Genomic DNA, 18,005 nt, shown 5'->3' on the forward strand with positions numbered 1-18,005 from the left:
TGCCCGCCGGAAACCCGGCGGGCCGCAAAGGTCACAGAAGTCCCCGGAACCAGTGCCCCGGGGACTTCGGGATTCTAGTGTTCGCGTGAGGCTTCGTATTCCTCGATGACCTTCTGCTGCACCAGGGTTGGGCACTTCTCGTAGTGCGAGAACTTGCGGCGATGCGAGGCGCGTCCCTGGGTCATCGACCGCAGCACGGTGCTGTACTGGTACAGCTCGGCCAGCGGCACTTCGGCGCGGATCATCTGGTACTTGCCCGACCCTTCCATGCCCAGGATCTTGCCACGGCGTGTGTTCAGATCGCCCATCACGTCGCCCATGAACTCTTCGGGCACCTTGACTTCCACTTCCCAGATCGGCTCCAGCAGAATCGGGTTGGACTCGCGGAAACCCTGCTTGAAGGCTTCCTTGCCCGCGATCTGGAAGGCGATGTCCTTGGAATCCACCGCGTGCATCTTGCCGTCGTAGATTTCCACGGCCACGTCTTCCACGCGGCAGCCGGCCACGATGCCTTCCTTCAGCAGCGACAGGATGCCCTTCTCGGTGGCCTGGATGAAGGGACCGGACACGGCACCACCGACCACGGAACTGCTGAACTTGAAACCCTCGCCACGGGCGGTGGGTTTGATCCGGATCCAGACCTCGGCGAACTGACCCGCGCCACCGGTCTGCTTCTTGTGGCGGTACTTGACGTCGGCATTGCCCGTGATCGTCTCACAGTAGGGCACCCGCGGCCTGTGCTGGGTCACGGTGACACCATAACGCACTTCCAGCTTCTGCAGCAGCACCTTGAACTGCACCTCGCCGGTGCCCGCCAGGATGATCTGGTGCAGCTCGCCATCCTGAACCACGGTGAAGCTGGGGTCTTCGTGGTGAATCGCCAGCAGGCCCGACATCATCTTGTCATCATCGTCGGAGTTGGTGGGCACGATGGCCGTGCGGATCACGGGGTCCGGGAAGATGATCGGCTGCATCTTGACCACGCCGCCCTTGGTACAGAGCGAATCATTGGTGTGGGTGTGCTTCAGCTTGACGGTGCAGCCCATGTCGCCGGCGTGGATCTGGGGCAGGTCGCTGCGGTTCTTGCCGTGTACGCTGAACAGGTTGCCCAGTTTCTCGTGATCGCCCTGGCTGGCGTTGATCAGTTCCATGCCCTGGTTCAGCAGGCCCGAGTAGACACGGAAGTAGCTCAGCTCGCCCACATGCTGCTCGCTGACCGTCTTGAAGACGAAGGCACGCACGGGCGCGTCGTCGGCACAGACCACGGTCACTTCCTTGCCGTCGGCTTCGCCGCGCGCCTCGGGCATCGCCAGCGGCGAGGGGAAATCCTCGACCAGGATCTCGAGAATGCGGCTGACCCCGGCCAGGGTACGACCGCTGCAGCAGAACACGGGCCGGATCGATCCGCTGCGGATGCCGGCATCCAGACCGCGGTGGAAGTCTTCTTCGCTGAGCGTGCCCTCCTCGAGGAACTTCTCCATCAGGGCATCGTCGCTCTCGGCCACCGCCTCCTGCATGCCCTCGAAAAGCTCGTCGACGCGGGCAGCTTCGTCGCCCAGCTCGACTTCGGTGTAGTTTCCTTCGGCATCAAAGACCAGGATCTTGCGGTCCAGCACGTCCACGATGCGGTGGAAGCCCGGGACACCCTGATCGAGTGGATACTGCAACGGCACGCTGCGCCGGTACTGCTCGCGCAGCACGGCCAGCTCCTCGTCGAACTTGACGTGTTCCTTGTCGAGCATGTTGAACACGAACATGCAGGGGATGCCGCGTTCGTTGACGATGTCCATGATCGTCTCGGTCATCACCTCGGGGCCATTGATCGGATTCAGCATGACCATGGCGATGTCGGCCACGTGCAGTCCGGCGCGGGTGTCCCCCACGAAGTCGGCGAATCCGGGGGTGTCGATGATGTTGAGCTTGCAGTTCTTGAACTCCGTCTGGATCAGGCTGCAGCCAACGGATTTCTGGATGTCGTGCTCCACCGGGCTGAAGTCGGAGACCGTGCTCCGTTCCTCGATCGAGCCCATCCGGCCAATCTTTCCGGTGAGCTTGAGTACCGCCTCGGTGAAGATCGTCTTGCCGGTGGCCTCGTGCCCCACCACCGCCACATTGCGGATCCGGTCCGCGTCGTAGACTTTCAATTGGACCTCCACGGTTCTGTGTTTCGGTATTTGAACTTCAGCTCCTTGCGCAGCTTGCGTTCCTCATCGTCGTAGGGAATGTGATCCACGAAGGTGATCATGGCCGGCCGCAGGTAGGGCGGGAACATCTCGTCCAGCTTTTCCTGCAGTGACTCCATGGTCCAGAGCGGGGCGGCTCCGTTGCGCGTTTCCAGTTGCACGAAGACCTGGATCCGGTCCGGCTGGCGGAAGCGCGGGGCGTTCACGGCGGCCACGTCACGAATGCCCGGCAGCTCGAGCATGGGCTCTTCGACTTCCACGGGGCTGACCTTGAATCCGTAGACCCAGATCACGTCAAAGACCTCGTCGGCCAGATGCAGGAAGCCATCCCCGTCGCTCATGGCCATCTGGCGCGTGGGCGTCCAGCCGTCGATGGGCGCTTCGGGGTTGTTGGCATCGCCACACTGGAACTCACGGGCCAGACGCGGGCTGCGCACCTGGACTTCGCCCCATTTGCCAAGCGGACGGGCATGGCCCGCCTCATCGATGATGCGCATGTCCACACCGGGCAGCAGCTTGCCGACGGCTTCCTCGCGCCGCTGCAGCCAGGGCAGGTCCAGCGCCAGGAATCCCGCGGCACACTGGGGCGCGAAACCCGCCAGCAGATGGCCGCGCACCAGACTCTCCCATTGGGAGCGGAAGCGGGGCTGTACTCCATCCATCAGCATCAGAGCATGTTTCACGCTGCCCTTGAGCGGGTGGCCGGCGTCGGCGGCGTCCTGCAGGCTGCGGGTGAGGTACCAGAAATACTTGCGCGTATTGAGTACCAGTCGCGGGCTGAAGCGATCGATCTGCTGGATCACGCGGGTGTCGTCCCAGCTGCGATCGAGCAGAACCAGAATGCCCGCGCTGAGCAGAGTCGGCAGCACGGTGGTGGTCAGTGAGACAAAATGCGCCAGACTGAGCTGGCACATCACCGAATCGCCCCGATGCAGGGCGAACAGCGTTCGGATCTGCCCGGCGGACTCACACAACGCCGCCAGGCTGAATACCGCCCCGCGCCAATGGTCCTCCCGGTCTGGCCGGTAACACACCAGCACCCGGTTCTCGGGTTCGGGCAATGGCGGGAGCTCGGCGGTGGCACCTTGCTCCAGCAGGTCCTGCAGGTTGGCGTGTCCGGTATCGTCGGCCGAGCCTTCCGGTGAGCCACTGGCTACCGCAATGGCAACGGGGCTGCCACCGAGGGCATCGAGCATGCCCCGGGCCTTGGAGGTGACGCTGTCGTGGTAGAACAGGAACTGGGGACGGAAGTCGCTGGCGATCTCGACCAACTGGGCAGCGCCCATGCGGATCTCGCAGGGAGCCATTCTGGCCCCCAGACGCAGCAGGGCCAGCTGCAGCCAGATCATTTCCAGCCCGTTGGTCACCAGCAGCAGGACCCGGCTTCCGGGACGCACACCCAGTGCGGACAGCACGCCGGCACAGCGATTGACCGAGGCCAGCAGCTGGCCGTAGTTCTGTGTCTGGTCACCGAAAACCAGCGCATCCAGAGCGGCATGGCTGTCCGCGATGCTGAGGAAGTCGCTGAAGAAATTCTGCCCGGGGCTGTGCTCCAGGAAGTCCAGGTCGATGTCCATACGTGGGCGGTTACCGCTATGGCGCAAGGTGCGCCGGATTTGTGGTCGAATGAGGCTCAGCAAGGCTGGCGCAGGCAGCGAGAGCGGCCGGGGCCCGCAGAAAAAGGCAGTCCGCAAGCTATTGCATGAGGCCTGCATTAGCAACGGAAAGCCCCATTCCGAGCGGGGCTGCCAAGGGGCTGCCTCCTCTGGATCCGGGCCTTGGCCGGGCACGGGGAGCGCCGGCCCTAGACCCTTGCCCCGGGATCGGGATCAGGAGATGCGCCAGCCCCGGTCCGCCGCCGTGGCTCCGGCTGACATTCGAAGTCGCCCTCGCGGGGCCCGGCATCCGGCTCGAGTGGGGCTGTCGGATTCCAGCGCGTCGGGCCCTGCCGGTACCGGAACCGCGCCGCCGTCCACGCCGGAAGGGTACAAGAAAGGCGGATCCAGCAGGATCCGCCTTTGATTCATTCAGCTGGCAGGACGGCGCTCAGTCGCCGTCTTCGCCAATGCATTCGACCGGGCATTCGCCGATGGCGTCACGGCACTGCTTGAGTTCTTCGTCGTTCTCGGGCTGCTTGTAGACCATGTCGTGGTCGCCGCTGTCGCTCTCCCTGAAGTTGTTGGGAGCGGCATCGATGCAGGCACCGCAGCAGATGCAGTCCTCGTCCACATAGAACTTGCCGGGCACGTTGTCGGAGAAGCGGCGGGATTTATCGGCCATGAGAGGGCTCCTTCAGGTCTTCCGCCCGCGGGCGGGATGCTACGGGGGGCCGGCGTACGTCCGGGCCGGCGGAAATCGCGCCAATAGTATGAAACAGGCCCCTAATGCGCCACCAGCTTGAGTACCAGCAAGCCCCCCACCAACAACACGGTGAAGGCGATGGCCAGCAGGTTGAACCAGCGGTCGATGAAGGCGGTGATGCTGGCGCCGTAGCGATGGATCAGCGCGGCCACCAGGAAAAAGCGGCCGGCCCGGCCCACCAGGCTGGCCAGCACGAAGAGCGGGAAGTCGATCTGGAACACACCCGCGGTGATGGTGATGATCTTGTAGGGAATCGGGGTGAAGCCCGCGGTGAAGACCACCCAGAAATTCCACTGATCGTACAGTGCGCGCAGGCGATCGAATCCGGCGTGCGTCATGCCGGGCACGTGCTCGAAGAAGAACAGCGCGACGGCACTGTCCTGCCCGCCGGGACCCACCCAGAGCGTGTGGCCGATGGCATAACCCAGCATGCCGCCGACCACGCTGCCCGCGGTGGCGATCGCGGCAAAGCGGTAACTGCGCGCGATGGCTCCCACACAGAGGGCGATCAGCAGCACATCGGGCGGAATGGGAAACACGCTGGACTCGGCCACCGCCAGCAGGAACAGGGCCCAGGGCCCCGAGGGGTGGTGAGCCAGACTCAGTACCCAGTCGTACAGTCGACGGACCATCAGGGCTTCCATCCTTCCCGCCCGACCAGGGGCACGAATGTGCAGGGACTCTCTTCCACGACCTGGTGCCCGCCTCCGGGCAGGGCGTGGATCACTTTCAGCACCTGGCGGCGCTCGTCGCCCACGGGTATCACCAGCACTCCGCCCTCGGCCAGTTGGCGCAGCAGGGCCATGGGCACCTCGGGCGCGCCCGCGGTCACGATGATCCGATCCCAGGGCGCCCACTCACTCCAGCCGATGCTGCCGTCGGCCGTGCGACAGACGATGTTGGGAATGCCCAGTTTCTGGAACAGGTCCTTGGCGCGCCGGGTGAGCCCGCTGTGGCGCTCGATGGTGTAGACGCGCGCGACCAGTGCCGAGAGAACGGCAGCCTGATAGCCACTGCCGGTGCCGATCTCCAGCACCCGGTGCCCGGGACGGGCATCCAGCAGTTCGGTCATCCGGGCCACGATCCAGGGTTGGGAGATGGTCTGGTCCTGACCGATGGGCAGGGCGCTGTCCTCGTAGGCCCGGCTCTGCAGTGGGCCATCGACGAACTCGTGGCGCGGCACCTGGCGCATCACGTCAAGCACACGGCGGTCGCTGATGCCCCGGCGCTCCAGGTGCTGCTCGACCATGCGCTGGCGGGCGGATTCAAATTGATCCAAGAATGTCCTCGGTTGACTGTGGGACGGAGGTGAAATCCTTGCCGAAACTGCCGGCAAGCAGGGCCAGGAACCGCAGGCTGTCGCCCAGCCGGTGGATTCCGCTCGAGGTGCCGTGATACAGGCTTGGCACCCTCACGAATCCCAGCCGGCCTCCCGCGGGCAGGGCCTTGAGCAGCAGTTCGCTTTCCAGGTCGAACTGCCGGCACTGCAGACTCAGGCGGGCCAGCAGACTCGTACGATACAGGCGGAACCCGCACTGGCTGTCCGGCAGACGCTGCCCCAGCCTCCAGGAGAGCAGTCGACTGCTCAGGGCATTGGACAGCCGCCGGTCCCAGGGCATGGGGCCCGGTGCACTCATCCTGTCCCCCAGCACCAGATCCAGATTTCCCTCGCTGGCGGCCTGAATGAAACGCGGAATGTAGGAAGGATCATGCTGTCCATCCGCATCCATGCTCAGGATCCAGGGCCACCCGCGTCTGCCGAGCACGGTGAACCCGCTGGCGAGTGCCGCCCCCTTGCCCTGACGTGTGGAGTGGGAGAATACGTCAATGCCCAGATCCCGGGCATGGGCGACACTGCCGTCCCGTGAGCCATCGTCCACCAGCAGCACGTGTGCCGCGGGCACCTGCAGAAGCAGTGCGTCCAGCGTGGCCCGCAGGCGCGGCCCCGGATCGTGGGCCGGCACCACCACCGCGAAGCGGCTGGGTGGTCCACTGGCCGGTCGTGGAATCGCGTCGTGTGCCAGGGTCATGCCGGCTCCGGGTCGGGGTTCAGCTCAATTGCATCACTCAGCATGGGCGGCCACCAGCTCCAGTGCCTGCGCCAGCAGGTCGCGCGCGGGATCCTGGCCCTCCTCAAGATCCAGCCAGTGGATGCGCAGCCCCTGGCGTTGCATGCGCCGGAACCACATCAACTGGCGCCGGGCGAAATGACGGATCGCGATCTCCAGACCATCCACGAATTCCTGATCTCCGATCGTGCCGGACAGCAGTCGCATCAGCCAGCGGTACTCCAGCCCCAGCCGTTCCAGGCGTTCGCGCGAATGACCGAGCGCCAGCAACTGGCGCCCCTCCTCCACGAGTCCTTGGGCCAGACGGGCCTCCAGGCGGGCGCGGATCCGGGTTCGCAGCAGCTCGCGCGAAGGGCGCAGGCCCAGCACGAGCCCGGCATGCCCAGCGCTGCCACGCTGGCGTGGAACATCCTCGCTCTGGCTTCCTGCCACTTCGATGGCCCGCAGCAGACGCTCGCGGCTGGTGGTGTCGGTGGAATTGTGGGGAGCGGCCACACGGGCGTGATACAGGGCCTCCAGCTCCCCCGCATCCAGCGGATTGCCCGGATCGCGCAGTCCGGCATCGGGGGCCGCGCTCTCGAGCCGGTAGCCCGCCAGCAGGCAGTCCAGATACAGGCCACTGCCGCCGCAGAGCAGCGCGCGTTTGCCGCGCCGCGTGAGACGGTCGATGACATCCATGGCTGCAAGCTGGAAATCATAGAGGCTGAATTCCAGATCCAGCCCGCAGAGGTCCAGCAGGTGCACGGGCACGGCCGTGGGGCCAGCGCCATACTCAGCACGATCCTTGCCGCAGCCGATGTCAAGCTCGCGGTAGACCATGCGGGAATCGATCGAGAGTATCTCGGCATCCAGGCTGCGCGCCAGTGCCACGGCCAGCGCGGTCTTGCCCGAGGCGGTGGGGCCCAGCAGGGTGATTGTCCGAGCGGGAAGCGGGGGTGGCAGGGGCATGGGGCTGTGACTCAGTCGTCCGAATCGGACGCGGCGGGAGCGTTGGCTTCAGGGAACTCGTCGGGTGACTCCTCGAAGAGCGCGACCTGGTTGCGACCATTGTTCTTGGCTGTGTAGAGGGCCTTGTCGGCGCGGCTGATCAGGTCGGACAGCTTGCGCATGCCGGGCTGGAATGCCGCCACACCCACCGAGATCGTGAGACGCCCCTTGGGCTGGCTCTGCTCGTTCTCGAAGGGCTCGTCCTGGATCCGGCGACGGATCTTCTCGGCCACGCGCCAGCCCTGGATCAGGCTGGCCCCCGAGAGCAGCACGATGAATTCCTCGCCCCCGTAGCGTGCCACGAAATCCACCGTACGGATGGTGTGCTTGATCAGGCGCGCCACCTGGATCAACACATGATCCCCGGCCAGGTGTCCATTCTGGTCGTTGTAGGTCTTGAAGTGGTCCACGTCCAGCATCAGCAGGCAGAGGTTGCCGCCCTTGCGCTTGAGGCGCTCGACTTCCAGGTCGAACTGTTCCTCGAAGTAGCGCCGGTTGTGGATGTTGGTCAGCCCGTCCTTGGTGGCCAGTTCGAAGACCCGTGTGTGTTCGCGCGCGTTCTGGATGGCGCTGGCGAGCACGACCGAGAGTTCCTCGAGCCACCCGAGACGTTCGCTGCTGAGATGCAGGTTGTAGCTGTAGAACAGCTTGAGCAGGCCCACACGGTCCTCGCCCGTGACCAGGGGCAGCAGAATCGCGTTGCGCAGCCCGAGCACGCTCACCAGGCGCTGGTTGAGGATCAGCGGATGCTGCATCACATCGCCCAGCACCACGGGCAGGCCGCCATCGAAGATCCGCTTCTGTTCGGCTTCGTCCAGCAGGATGCGCACATCCGGGGTGTCGGCACCCAGGCCGCCCGAGTTCCAGCTGACCGTATGCACCAGTTCCTTGTGTTCATCCAGCAGGTCCAGTTCACCAAAACTGAAGCGGAAGGTTTCGACCATGATGCCGCCCAGCAGTTCCAGCAGGCGCTCGAAGTCCAGCTCGCTGGAAATGGCCTTCTGGACACGTAGGATGCCCGTGATCAGGTTCAGCGAGTGGCGGCTCTCGAGCAGGTTGTTCTCGAGCAGCTTGATGAACCGCGCCTCGAAGATGCTCTCAAGGGTCTCGCGGCCGTCGGGTTTCTGTTTGTGGGGGACGTCCAGTGAAAAGTGCTGGCACAGGGTGCCGAGCATGCCGGAGCTGAACCCCCAGCGCAGGTCGACCGGAAGGCGCTGCTGGAACACACTGACCGAAGGCGCTTCGACCAATCGGCCCAGGAATACCAGTTGTTCCGAGCCCAGACTGAGGCCCAGAATCAACCATTCGGCACCCAGATCCTCGGGCAGCTCCAGTCGCTGCACATCGATGCCGGTGAAGTCCTTGGCGTGCGGCGGACCGGGCAGCAGGGGAAAGCCCTTGGTGGACCAGTGCCAGATCAGGCGGCCCGCTGGTTCACGCGTGCGCCCCTTCGAGTCGGTGGCCGGGGCATGGGGCAGCTCGGCCAGGAGTTCCAGCAACAGCTGCAGCATCCGGGCGATGGTGAACTGGGAATAGACTTCGCGGGCCGTTCCGCTCTGGGAGTTTTCCAGCAGGGCGCGAAGCGAGGACTCTGCCACCGGGCGTATTTCCTTGATGTTCCGTTCAGCGACGCAGCGTCGGGTGAGAGATCTCCGCCCGGACGCTGAAATTAAGGATCGTCAGCCGCCTTCGAAATCTTTAAGAACCCAAGTCTTGAATCAATGCACGACCGGCGATCAACACCTGATCGGGCCGGTTGTCCCCTGCTTTGTACGGCAGTTCCTCGAGATCCTTGAACGGCCAGAGGCAGAGGTCGGCCCGGGCTCCCGGTTCGAGACAGCCAACCTGACCGGTCTGGCCCAGGGCACGAGCGCCGCCAGCGGTGGCCGCCCAGACCGCTTCGGCCGCGCTCATCCTGAGCCGGCAGGTGGCCAGGGTGAGAATCAGGGGCATGGACTGAATATGACTCGAGCCGGGATTGAAATCGGTGGCAAGGGCCAGCACGGCTCCTTCACGGATCATGGTGCGCGCGGGCGCCCACTCATCCAGGCCCAGAAAGAAGGTCGATCCGGGAAGCAGCCCGCAGACCGTGCCCGATTGCACCAGAGCCCGAATGCCCTCGGCATTGATGTTTTCAAGATGATCGGCACTCAGGGCGCCCAGCCGGGCCGCCAGGGCTCCTCCTCCGCCCGATTCCAGCTGGTCGGCGTGCAGATGCAGGCCCAGCCCCAGATCCTTGGCGGCCCGCAGCAGGCGCTCGCATTCGGGCACCGTGATCACGCGGGGCTCGCAGAAGGCGTCCATGGCTTCGGCCAGACCCTCGCGCACCACCGTGGGCAGAATCTCGTTCACGATCTGGCTGAACCAGCCCTCGCGGTCGTCGCGGAACTCGGGAGGCACGCTGTGTGCTGCCAGCAGAGTGGGATGAAGACGCGGCAGGCGCCAGGCCTCCTGCTCCGTCTGCAGGTCCTTCAGCAGACGCAGCGAAAGCAGTTCGTGTGCCACACTCAGCCCGTAGCCGCTCTTCGCTTCCAGCGTGGTGGTTCCCAGCACCGCGAAATGCCTCAGCCGCTGCCGTACCTTCTCGGTCAGTTCGTCGACGGGCGCCCCCTGCAGACTGCGCCGGGAGGCGAGAATGCCACCGCCGGCTTGCTGGATTTCCAGGTAGGAGCGGCCCGCGTTGCGCTGCTCGTACTCGCCCGCCCGATGGCCGAAGAACACCGGATGGCTGTGGCTGTCGACAAAACCGGGCAGCAGCATCCGGCCCCGGGCATCCAGCGTGGGTGTGTGCGCCTTCCGGGCCTCCGCCAGACAGCGGGCGGCCTCGGCGTCATCCAGCCAACGGGAAATCCGGCCGGCCTCGATCTGCAGGGCCGCGGCGTCCAGCCGGTCGACCTTGTACGGAATGGCCGGATCCGGTGCGAACACGGGCCCCAGGCCGTGAAGCAGCAGCTGTGGGCTAGGCATCGGACTCATTGGCTCACTCCCGCGCTGGCATCGGTCTCACCCTCCCCGGACAGCCCAAGATCCAGTTCCTGCTTCATGTCGTAGATGATCCGCATCACACGGGCGGCCTGACGCGCCAATTCCTCGTGATGTTCGGGGTCCACGGGCACGGGATCCAGGTGCAGTGGGTCTCCCACGCGCACGCGCAGGCGGCCCCGTCGCGGAAAGGCCTTGCCCGGTGGCAGACACTCCCGGGCTCCGGCCACGGCCACCGGCAGCACGGGGCAGCCGGCCAGCAGGGCCAGTCGCACGAACCCTGTGTGCACTTTTCCACTGCCCCGGCCATCGTGATGCCGGGTACCTTCGGGCGCCAGAAAAAAAGGCTGGCCCGAGCGCAGCAGGCGCAGGGCCTCGTCGAATGCATGCGTATCACGCTGGCCCCGGGCCACGGGTACTCCACCCATGGCATGAAACCAGAAACCCAGTGGGCCTGCAAACAGTTCGCGCTTGCCGAAGTAATACACGGGAATCGGCACGGCCAGCGCCATTGCGGGAATGTCCATCTGGGAACTGTGGTTCATCACTCCCACGAATGGACCGGAAGGCAGTTTCTGTTGCCCGTCCACGCGCGTCCTGAACCAGCCCCGGGCCATGGCGCGCAGCAGGGCCATGCTGGGTCCGTGGATCCAGGGGACGATGCGGGCCTGGCGCGGTGCGCTCACTGGCCGTTCCCGGGCAGGGGAATGCTCACATGGTGCCGGTCGGCGCAGGCGATGGCCTCGGGATAGCCGGCGTCCGCGTGACGCAGCACTCCCATCAATGGGTCGTTGGTCAGCACGCGTTCCAGACGCGCCGCCGCCTCGGGTGTGCCATCGGCCACGGTGACCTGTCCCGCGTGCAGGCTGTAGCCCATGCCGACTCCACCTCCGTGGTGGAAACTGACCCACGATGCCCCGGAGGCCGTGTTGAGCATCAGGTTCAGCAGGGGCCAGTCGGCCACGGCGTCGCTGGCGTCACGCATCGCCTCGGTCTCACGGTTGGGGCTGGCCACGCTGCCACAGTCGAGATGGTCGCGACCGATCACGATGGGAGCCTTGATCCGCCCCTCGGCGACGGCCTTGTTGAAGGCCAGCCCGGCCCGGTGACGGTCGCCATAGCCCAGCCAGCAGATGCGCGCGGGCAGGCCCTGGAAGGGGATTTCCTGCTGGGCCTTGTCAATCCAGTTGCAGAGGGCCGTGTCCTCGGCGAAGAGCTCCTTGATGATCCGGTCGGTTTCGTGGATGTCGGCCGGGTCTCCCGAGAGAGCTGCCCAGCGGAAGGGGCCCTTGCCCAGGCAGAACAGAGGCCGGATGTACGCGGGCACGAAACCCGGATAGCGCCAGTGACCGTCGGGACGCCGGGCTTCGGCGTCGGTGAGGAAACCACCCTCGACGGCCTTGGCCCGCAGGTTGTTGCCGTAGTCGAAGGTGATCGCGCCGCGTTCCTGCAGACGCAGGTTCAGCCGCACGTGCTCAGCCATGGTGCGGAAACTGGCTTCCCGGTAGGCCCGGGGATTCTCGTGGCGCAGGTCCAGAGCCTGACTGAAGCTCATGCCATCGGGCACATAACCTTCCAGTTCATCGTGGGCGCTGGTCTGGTCGGTCAGCAGGTCAGGCACGATCGCACGCTCCACCAGACGCTGCAGCAGGGTGACGATGTTGCCGCACCAGCCAATGCTGACCGCTTCGCCCGCCTCCCGGGCGGCCAGGGCGCGGTCGATGGCCGCATCCAGGTCTTCGTGTACTTCGTCGAGGTACCGGGGCCGGGCGGCCTTGAAGCGCTTGGCGATCCGCTCGGGATCCACTTCCGCTCCCAGGTAGACTCCTCCGGCCATCACCGCGGCCAAAGGCTGGGCGCCGCTCATGCCACCCAGGCCACCACTGACCACCAGCCGGCCCTTGAGAGTGTCCTGTCCCAGATCCTGGCGGGCCGCCGCGATGAAGGTTTCGTAGGTGCCCTGAAGAATGCCCTGGGTGCCGATGTAGATCCAGGACCCAGCGGTCATCTGGCCATACATCATCAGGCCGGCGCGCTCGAGTTCATGGAAGTGCTTCCAGTTGGCCCAGTGGGGGACCAGATTCGAATTGGCGATGATCACCCGAGGTGCGTCCCGGTGTGTACGCGCCACGCCCACGGGCTTGCCGGACTGCACCAGCAGGGTCTCATCGTCCTCCAGCTTGCGCAGGCAGTCCAGAATGGCCTGCAGACTCGCCGGGTTGCGGGCGGCCTTGCCCGTCCCTCCGTAGACGATCAGGTGCTCGGGGTCCTCGGCGACTTCGCTGTCCAGATTGTTCAGCAACATGCGCAGGGCGGCTTCCTGGACCCAGCCCTTGCAACTGAGTTCAGGACCTCGGGGGGCGGCGTAGGGGCTCATGATGGGCATCTCTCGTTCTGTCGGGCATTGACGGCGGCAACGGCCCAAGATAGTGAGCGCAAAGGTGCGTGGCACCCCGTGCAGGGCACCCTGTGCAAGGCACCCGGGCGGTGGCACCTTCCGGGCCACCCACTTCGCCACCTCCATTCGGGAGTGGCACACGAGTCGGGAAAATCCTTACCATGGCGCTTCCGATCAGGATGAGGTGGCGGGATGCAACCGGTGCAATGGGGAGGAGGAATGACGGACAGGGAACGCACGTCCGGGGAAAAGCCGCAGCCCGAGGTGCGGCTGGACAAGTGGCTGCAGGTGGCCCGGATCTACAAGACGCGCACCCAGAGTGGCGAGGCGATCACCGCAGGGCATGTCAAGATGGATGGAGCCAACGCCAAGGCCTCCCGCATTCTCAAGCCGGGAGACCAGATCGAGGTGCGCAAGGGCAGCCGTCGACTGTACCTGACCGTGCTGGCGCTGGAACCCAAACCCGTGGCCAAGGAGAAAGCTCGCGAGCTGTACAGCGTGCGCGAGGAACACGAGAATCTGGACGGTCTCAGCCCCGAGCAGCAGCAATACGTCAAGCTGATGCGCTCGATGGACCGCGCCCAGGAAGCCAGTCGCAAGGGCCAGGGTCGCCCCACCAAGCGCGACCGCCGCGACATCGAGAAAACTCGGGGCCGCTGACGGTCAACAGGAGTCGGCAGCGTGCCCATGTGATTGCAGCATTCAGCAGCTCCAGTTCTGTCTTGAGTGGTCTCAGTTCTGGGCGACGACCTTGTAGACGCGCCTTGGCCAATTGCTCAATTCGCCGGGCAGGCTGAGCTGGGTATTCACCGTGCTCGTCAGCGGCAGGAACGCCTCACCGGGTTCCAGAGCCGCATCGATACGGTACGAACTGGCCCCCGGGACCGCGTTCCAGCTCAGCTGGACACTTGTCCCGTTGACCAGAATGTTCAGGGCGGGGCTGACCAGGGGGCCTGCCACCGGATAGCCACTCAGGGTCAGGTCGTCCACGTTCCAGCCGCAATAACGCCAGGCACTGTCGGTGCGGCCCATGCCGAAGCGCAACTGGAACTGGGAGTTGCCATCCGCGATGGCCGAGAGATCGAACACCTGCGGATTCCAGCCAGCGTCCGTGATGCTGGTGCTGCCATTCTCCCAGAGCGTGATCCAGGCGCTGCCATTGAAGGCCTGCAGATAGCCGTGGTCGTAGAGGTTGCGTTCCAGGCCGAGGAAGCGATTGAAGTCCAGCTGCACCTGCTGCCAGCCGGACAGGTCCCACACGGGCGAGGTGGCCCAGAAGGTGCTGCCCAGACTGTTCTCGTAGTCGCCACCGATGGCGTATCCCAGCAGCTGATTGTCCGTACCGGGACTGGTGTCGGTGGCCGGATCCGGATTGCCGTGCTCGCCCCCACCAGCGATTGCCGCGCCGATGGCCCAGAGCCCTTGCAGAGTCCAGCCCCCGTCGGCCGAGAAATCATCCAGCAGAATCTGCTGGGGCAGGCCGATGAACTGCAGCTCCACGTCCACCACGGTGGCGTCACCGCTGCCGACGCTGATTCCGCTGACCACCGCAGGAGCATAGCCCGGTGCGCTGACTTCCAGCGTGTAGGTACCGGGCACACACAGACGATGGTAGTCGCCCAGCCCGGCCGAACTGAAGGTGTTGCTGTCGATGCCCTGCAGGCGCACGGTGGCTTCCACGGGCAGCTGGCTGTCGGCGTCGCGCACGATGCCGCGAATGCCCTTCAGGCCGTACTCCACGAAACGCAGCATGGATTCCCGATTGCTGTTCCAGAAGCCGGGCAGGGTGTTCTCCGAGGGCCACTTGACCTGGCTGACTTCGAGGGTGATGTCCACCCCGCCTTCCCAGAGATAACACCAGTCCTGCATGCCGCCGTAGATCACATACCAGTCGGCCCCGTTGGTAATGCCCTGGTCGAAGGCCAGACTGTTGTACATGGTCGGGTACTGGCTGCTGTAGGTCAGGGCCAGATCGATGAAGAGTTCGTCATCGGGGGCGATGGTGTATACGTCCTGCCCCGAGAGATTGCCGTCCCAGCCGTAGTTGGCCACCACGGCTCCGCCATGGTAGTTGCAGGACAGGTCGAAATCATGGTCCCAGGTCCACTGCATCACGGCGGCCGTCTCGGGCTCGCGCCCGGCGGTGGTGTTCACCGGGTCGTCGATGCGATCGGGGAAGTTGCGGTTCAGGTCCACGCCGTGAGCGTTGTAGCGCGAGCCGGATTGCATGCCGTCGGGGTTCATCAGCACCAGCACGTGCAGGTCCATCTCGTCCACGATCCGGCTCAGCCGGGTATCGGTGCCGTATCCTTCGATCAGGTCCTCGATCAGGTTGAGCAGGAGCACCGTGCCCACGACTTCATCGCCGTGCATGGTGGAGACCAGTTTGATTTCGGGCTCGTCCTCGTCCATACCGGGATTGTCGCTGATGTTCAGCACCCAGAGCTCGCGGCCCTGCACGCTGGTTCCGATGGAATACAGCTGGCAGATTTCCGGATGACTGCTGGCCCAGCCCTGCAATTCGGTGGTGAGTTCGGTATACGTCCGGTAGGTCAGATTGTCGCGCAGGGGGTCGGCGGGTCGGGAGATCCATTCCCGCCAGGCCTCTTCGACCGGATTGGGGATGGCGGTGAGAGCATAACCGCGCGCGATCAGGTCGCTCTGCTCCTCGGGGCTCAGCCAAAGGGTCCAGGCTCCTCCGTTCCAGTGATCCACGTCCACGCGCGCCAGAGCCAGTTCCTGAAGCTGGGCGGGACTGAGGGTGTCCACGCTGAAGGGAGTACGGTTGCCGAAAGGAACCGTGGCCATGGCGATGGCCTGAAAGGCAAGAATCGCCAGCAGGCTGGTAGCATGTCGCATCTGTCGCTCCGAAGGATTGGAATGGGTGCCGCCAGATTAACAAAGCTGGGCGGAAGAAGCAGGCAACAAGCATCCCGCCAGAAGAAACGCCGGTCCCCGAAGGAACCGGCGCAAGGATGGCGTATGGACAGGCGCTCAGACCAGGCGCTTGTTCGACAGCGAGATCCCGTGGGACTTGAGCTTCTGGTAGAACGTGGGCCGGCTGATCTTGAGCACGCTGCAGGCCTTGTTCACCGAATCGCATTGCTTGAGAATCTTCAGCAGGTAATCCCGTTCGGCCGAGAGTACATGCTCCTTGAGGCTGGTCTGGTCCACCAGTTCGCGGTTCTCGAAGGGCACCACGTTCTTCTCATCGCGCGCCGGAGCGTGGCTGGCGGTGGTGTCGTCTTCCTCGTCCAGTTCAAGATCAAGCACGGGGGCGGCAGTCTGGGTCTGGGCCACCTGTCGCCGGCTTGGCTTCTGGAAGTAGCGCTGCACATCCTCGGCGGTGATCTGGCGGCCCTTGCTGGTCAGGTAGGCCGCACGGATGATGTTCTTCAGTTCGCGGATGTTGCCGGCGAAGTTGTAGCTCTCGAGCGTCTGAAGGGCGTCCGTGGTGAGCACCTTGTAGTACTTGTCGTATTCCTCGTTCAGGGCGAAGAGAAAGTGATTCACCAGCACGGCAATGTCCTCGCGCCGCTCGCGCAGGGGCGGCAGGTCGATGCGGATGGTGTTCAGGCGGTAGTACAGATCTTCGCGGAAATTGCCCGCGCGCACTTCATCGGCCAGATCCTTGTTGGTGGCAGCGAAAATGCGCACGTCCACTTTGATCAGATCCGGAGAGCCCAGACGGTAGAACTCGCCGTACTCCAGCACCCGCAGCAGCTTGCTCTGCAGGTTCAGCGGCATTTCCCCGATCTCGTCCAGGAACAGCACACCGCCGTCGGCCTGCTCGAAGATGCCCTTGCGGTCGCTGGTGGCGCCCGTGAACGCTCCCTTGACATGGCCGAAGAGCTCGGACTCGATCAGGTTCTCGGGAATCGCCGCACAATTGCGCTTGAAGAACATGCCCTTGTGGCGCGGGCTGGCGTCGAAGAGGGCCCGGGTCACCAGTTCCTTGCCGGTACCCGTTTCGCCCAGGATCAGGATCGGGTCGTTGCAGGGACCGAAGGTGCGGATGGCCTGGGTCACGATGGAAATCGCCTCGCTGTACCCCACGATCTCGAAGTCGCGCGCGCTCTCGCGTTCGAGCTCGGCGATGAGTTTCTCTTCTTCGTAGAAGTCGTTGATGTGGGCGCTGATCTGCTCGAGGGTGTCCAGGAAGCGGGCGCTGTCGGCGTCCATGCCCGCGTCGCGTCCGGTGATGATGGCTTCTTCGGCGTAGGACTTGGCTTCGGCCAGCTTGCCGGTCTTGAAATAGGCCCAGGCGAAGTCGTTGAGACACTTGGCGGTTTCCACCTGGTAACCGGCCTGCTTGGCGATGCGGATGGACTTCTTGAGGGATTTCAGCGCCATGTCGTACTTGCCGGCACGCAGGTGCTGGTTGCCCAGCTGCCAGTGACTGCGACAGATATCGTAGCTGCAGCCGGAGGCTTCGGCGGTGGCGACGGCCAGCTCGGAGAACTCGCGGCTGCGGTTCAAGTCGCCCTGGCGGTTGGCCAGAATGCCGGTGTAATACAACGTATAGGTCAGCAGGTGGGCGTCTTCCAGCTCGTCGGCCAGCACGCGTGCCTGGTCGAGGCAGAGCTGGGCATCGCCGTACTGCTTGAGCTGGGTGTGAGTCAGGCCCAGGTTCAACAGCAGCATGCAGCGATCGTAGGGCAGCAGACGGTTCTCGTAGAGTGTGCGGAACTTGTCGTAGATGCCAAGCCCCTTCTCGCGATTTCCGCAGGCCACTTCGACCACGGCCAGATTGAAGACACAGGCCATGCGCATCGGGCGTTCTTCGGCGCGCCCGGCCCATTTGTTGGTTTGCAGCAGGTAGCGCCGCGCGGCGGGATAGTTGCCCAGCACGAAGTGGCACTGCGCCGCATAAAAGCGGGCATATTCGCGCATGCGGCGGTCGGCGTCCCGCTGGATTTCATTTTCCAGGACCTCAAGGGCCAGCTTGAACTTCCGCTCACCAAAGAGGCGGAAGCCGGCGGAGCCTTCGAAGAAATCCCGATATGATTCGAGGCATTTCATGGG

At 64.6% G+C, this 18,005-nt stretch carries 14 protein-coding genes; 1 reads left to right on the forward strand and 13 read right to left on the reverse strand.

The window, feature by feature from the left end:
* Positions 1–74: 74 nt before the first annotated feature.
* The 11 genes from H6678_09265 to hutU form a co-directional block, all read right to left on the reverse strand.
* A complete protein-coding gene (locus H6678_09265; GenBank protein MCB9473987.1) occupies positions 75–2,144 on the reverse strand; it encodes an elongation factor G in 2,070 nt (689 codons plus the stop codon).
* On the reverse strand, positions 2,141–3,760 hold the full coding sequence (locus H6678_09270) for an acyl--CoA ligase (GenBank protein ID MCB9473988.1): 1,620 nt from the start codon (positions 3,758–3,760) through the stop codon (positions 2,141–2,143). Before H6678_09270 ends, H6678_09265 begins: the two co-directional genes overlap by 4 nt.
* A 469-nt stretch (positions 3,761–4,229) precedes the next feature.
* Entirely contained in the window at positions 4,230–4,463 is a 234-nt protein-coding gene (locus H6678_09275) for a ferredoxin (GenBank protein ID MCB9473989.1), read from the reverse strand.
* A gap of 101 nt (positions 4,464–4,564) precedes the next feature.
* Positions 4,565–5,188, reverse strand: a complete 624-nt coding sequence (locus H6678_09280; GenBank protein MCB9473990.1) for a DedA family protein — start codon at positions 5,186–5,188, stop codon at positions 4,565–4,567.
* Positions 5,176–5,793 carry a protein-L-isoaspartate(D-aspartate) O-methyltransferase gene (locus H6678_09285; GenBank protein ID MCB9473991.1) on the reverse strand — a complete coding sequence of 206 codons (618 nt, stop codon included), beginning with the start codon at positions 5,791–5,793 and terminating at the stop codon, positions 5,176–5,178. Before H6678_09285 ends, H6678_09280 begins: the two co-directional genes overlap by 13 nt.
* 16 nt (positions 5,794–5,809) lie before the next feature.
* Positions 5,810–6,574 carry a glycosyltransferase family 2 protein gene (locus H6678_09290; GenBank protein MCB9473992.1) on the reverse strand — a complete coding sequence of 255 codons (765 nt, stop codon included), beginning with the start codon at positions 6,572–6,574 and terminating at the stop codon, positions 5,810–5,812.
* Between the two features lie 33 nt (positions 6,575–6,607).
* Positions 6,608–7,561 carry a tRNA (adenosine(37)-N6)-dimethylallyltransferase MiaA gene (locus tag H6678_09295; GenBank protein ID MCB9473993.1) on the reverse strand — a complete coding sequence of 318 codons (954 nt, stop codon included), beginning with the start codon at positions 7,559–7,561 and terminating at the stop codon, positions 6,608–6,610.
* A gap of 11 nt (positions 7,562–7,572) precedes the next feature.
* Positions 7,573–9,198, reverse strand: a complete 1,626-nt coding sequence (locus H6678_09300; protein MCB9473994.1) for a sensor domain-containing diguanylate cyclase — start codon at positions 9,196–9,198, stop codon at positions 7,573–7,575.
* A gap of 100 nt (positions 9,199–9,298) precedes the next feature.
* On the reverse strand, positions 9,299–10,576 hold the full coding sequence (locus H6678_09305) for an imidazolonepropionase (protein MCB9473995.1): 1,278 nt from the start codon (positions 10,574–10,576) through the stop codon (positions 9,299–9,301).
* Entirely contained in the window at positions 10,573–11,268 is a 696-nt protein-coding gene (locus tag H6678_09310; protein MCB9473996.1) for a 1-acyl-sn-glycerol-3-phosphate acyltransferase, read from the reverse strand. Before H6678_09310 ends, H6678_09305 begins: the two co-directional genes overlap by 4 nt.
* Positions 11,265–12,959 carry a urocanate hydratase gene (hutU, locus tag H6678_09315; protein ID MCB9473997.1) on the reverse strand — a complete coding sequence of 565 codons (1,695 nt, stop codon included), beginning with the start codon at positions 12,957–12,959 and terminating at the stop codon, positions 11,265–11,267. The genes H6678_09310 and hutU overlap by 4 nt, the downstream gene beginning before the upstream one ends.
* A gap of 240 nt (positions 12,960–13,199) precedes the next feature.
* Between hutU and H6678_09320 the strand changes: the two genes are divergently transcribed.
* Positions 13,200–13,640, forward strand: coding sequence for an RNA-binding S4 domain-containing protein (locus tag H6678_09320; protein MCB9473998.1), 441 nt, complete (start codon positions 13,200–13,202; stop codon positions 13,638–13,640).
* Between the two features lie 72 nt (positions 13,641–13,712).
* On the opposite strand, the gene H6678_09325 is transcribed toward H6678_09320, so the two are convergent.
* Together H6678_09325 and H6678_09330 are read right to left on the reverse strand one after the other, a co-directional pair.
* Positions 13,713–15,839 carry a DUF2817 domain-containing protein gene (locus H6678_09325; protein ID MCB9473999.1) on the reverse strand — a complete coding sequence of 709 codons (2,127 nt, stop codon included), beginning with the start codon at positions 15,837–15,839 and terminating at the stop codon, positions 13,713–13,715.
* A 135-nt stretch (positions 15,840–15,974) separates the two neighbouring features.
* Positions 15,975–18,002, reverse strand: a complete 2,028-nt coding sequence (locus H6678_09330; GenBank protein MCB9474000.1) for a sigma 54-interacting transcriptional regulator — start codon at positions 18,000–18,002, stop codon at positions 15,975–15,977.
* Between the last annotated feature and the right edge of the window lie 3 nt (positions 18,003–18,005).

The organism is Candidatus Delongbacteria bacterium (assembly GCA_020634015.1).
Taxonomy (GTDB): domain Bacteria; phylum CAIWAD01; class CAIWAD01; order CAIWAD01; family CAIWAD01; genus JACKCN01.

Coding starts and splice junctions, on each gene's coding strand:
- H6678_09270 (MCB9473988.1), bottom strand. CDS start 3,760: ATGGACATCGACCTGGACTTCCTGGAGCACAGCCCCGGGCAGAATTTC.
- H6678_09275 (MCB9473989.1), bottom strand. CDS start 4,463: ATGGCCGATAAATCCCGCCGCTTCTCCGACAACGTGCCCGGCAAGTTC.
- H6678_09280 (MCB9473990.1), bottom strand. CDS start 5,188: ATGGAAGCCCTGATGGTCCGTCGACTGTACGACTGGGTACTGAGTCTG.
- H6678_09285 (MCB9473991.1), bottom strand. CDS start 5,793: ATGGTCGAGCAGCACCTGGAGCGCCGGGGCATCAGCGACCGCCGTGTG.
- H6678_09290 (MCB9473992.1), bottom strand. CDS start 6,574: ATGACCCTGGCACACGACGCGATTCCACGACCGGCCAGTGGACCACCC.
- H6678_09295 (MCB9473993.1), bottom strand. CDS start 7,561: ATGCCCCTGCCACCCCCGCTTCCCGCTCGGACAATCACCCTGCTGGGC.
- H6678_09305 (MCB9473995.1), bottom strand. CDS start 10,576: ATGAGTCCGATGCCTAGCCCACAGCTGCTGCTTCACGGCCTGGGGCCC.
- hutU (MCB9473997.1), bottom strand. CDS start 12,959: ATGAGCCCCTACGCCGCCCCCCGAGGTCCTGAACTCAGTTGCAAGGGC.
- H6678_09320 (MCB9473998.1), top strand. CDS start 13,200: ATGACGGACAGGGAACGCACGTCCGGGGAAAAGCCGCAGCCCGAGGTG.
- H6678_09325 (MCB9473999.1), bottom strand. CDS start 15,839: ATGCGACATGCTACCAGCCTGCTGGCGATTCTTGCCTTTCAGGCCATC.
- H6678_09330 (MCB9474000.1), bottom strand. CDS start 18,002: ATGAAATGCCTCGAATCATATCGGGATTTCTTCGAAGGCTCCGCCGGC.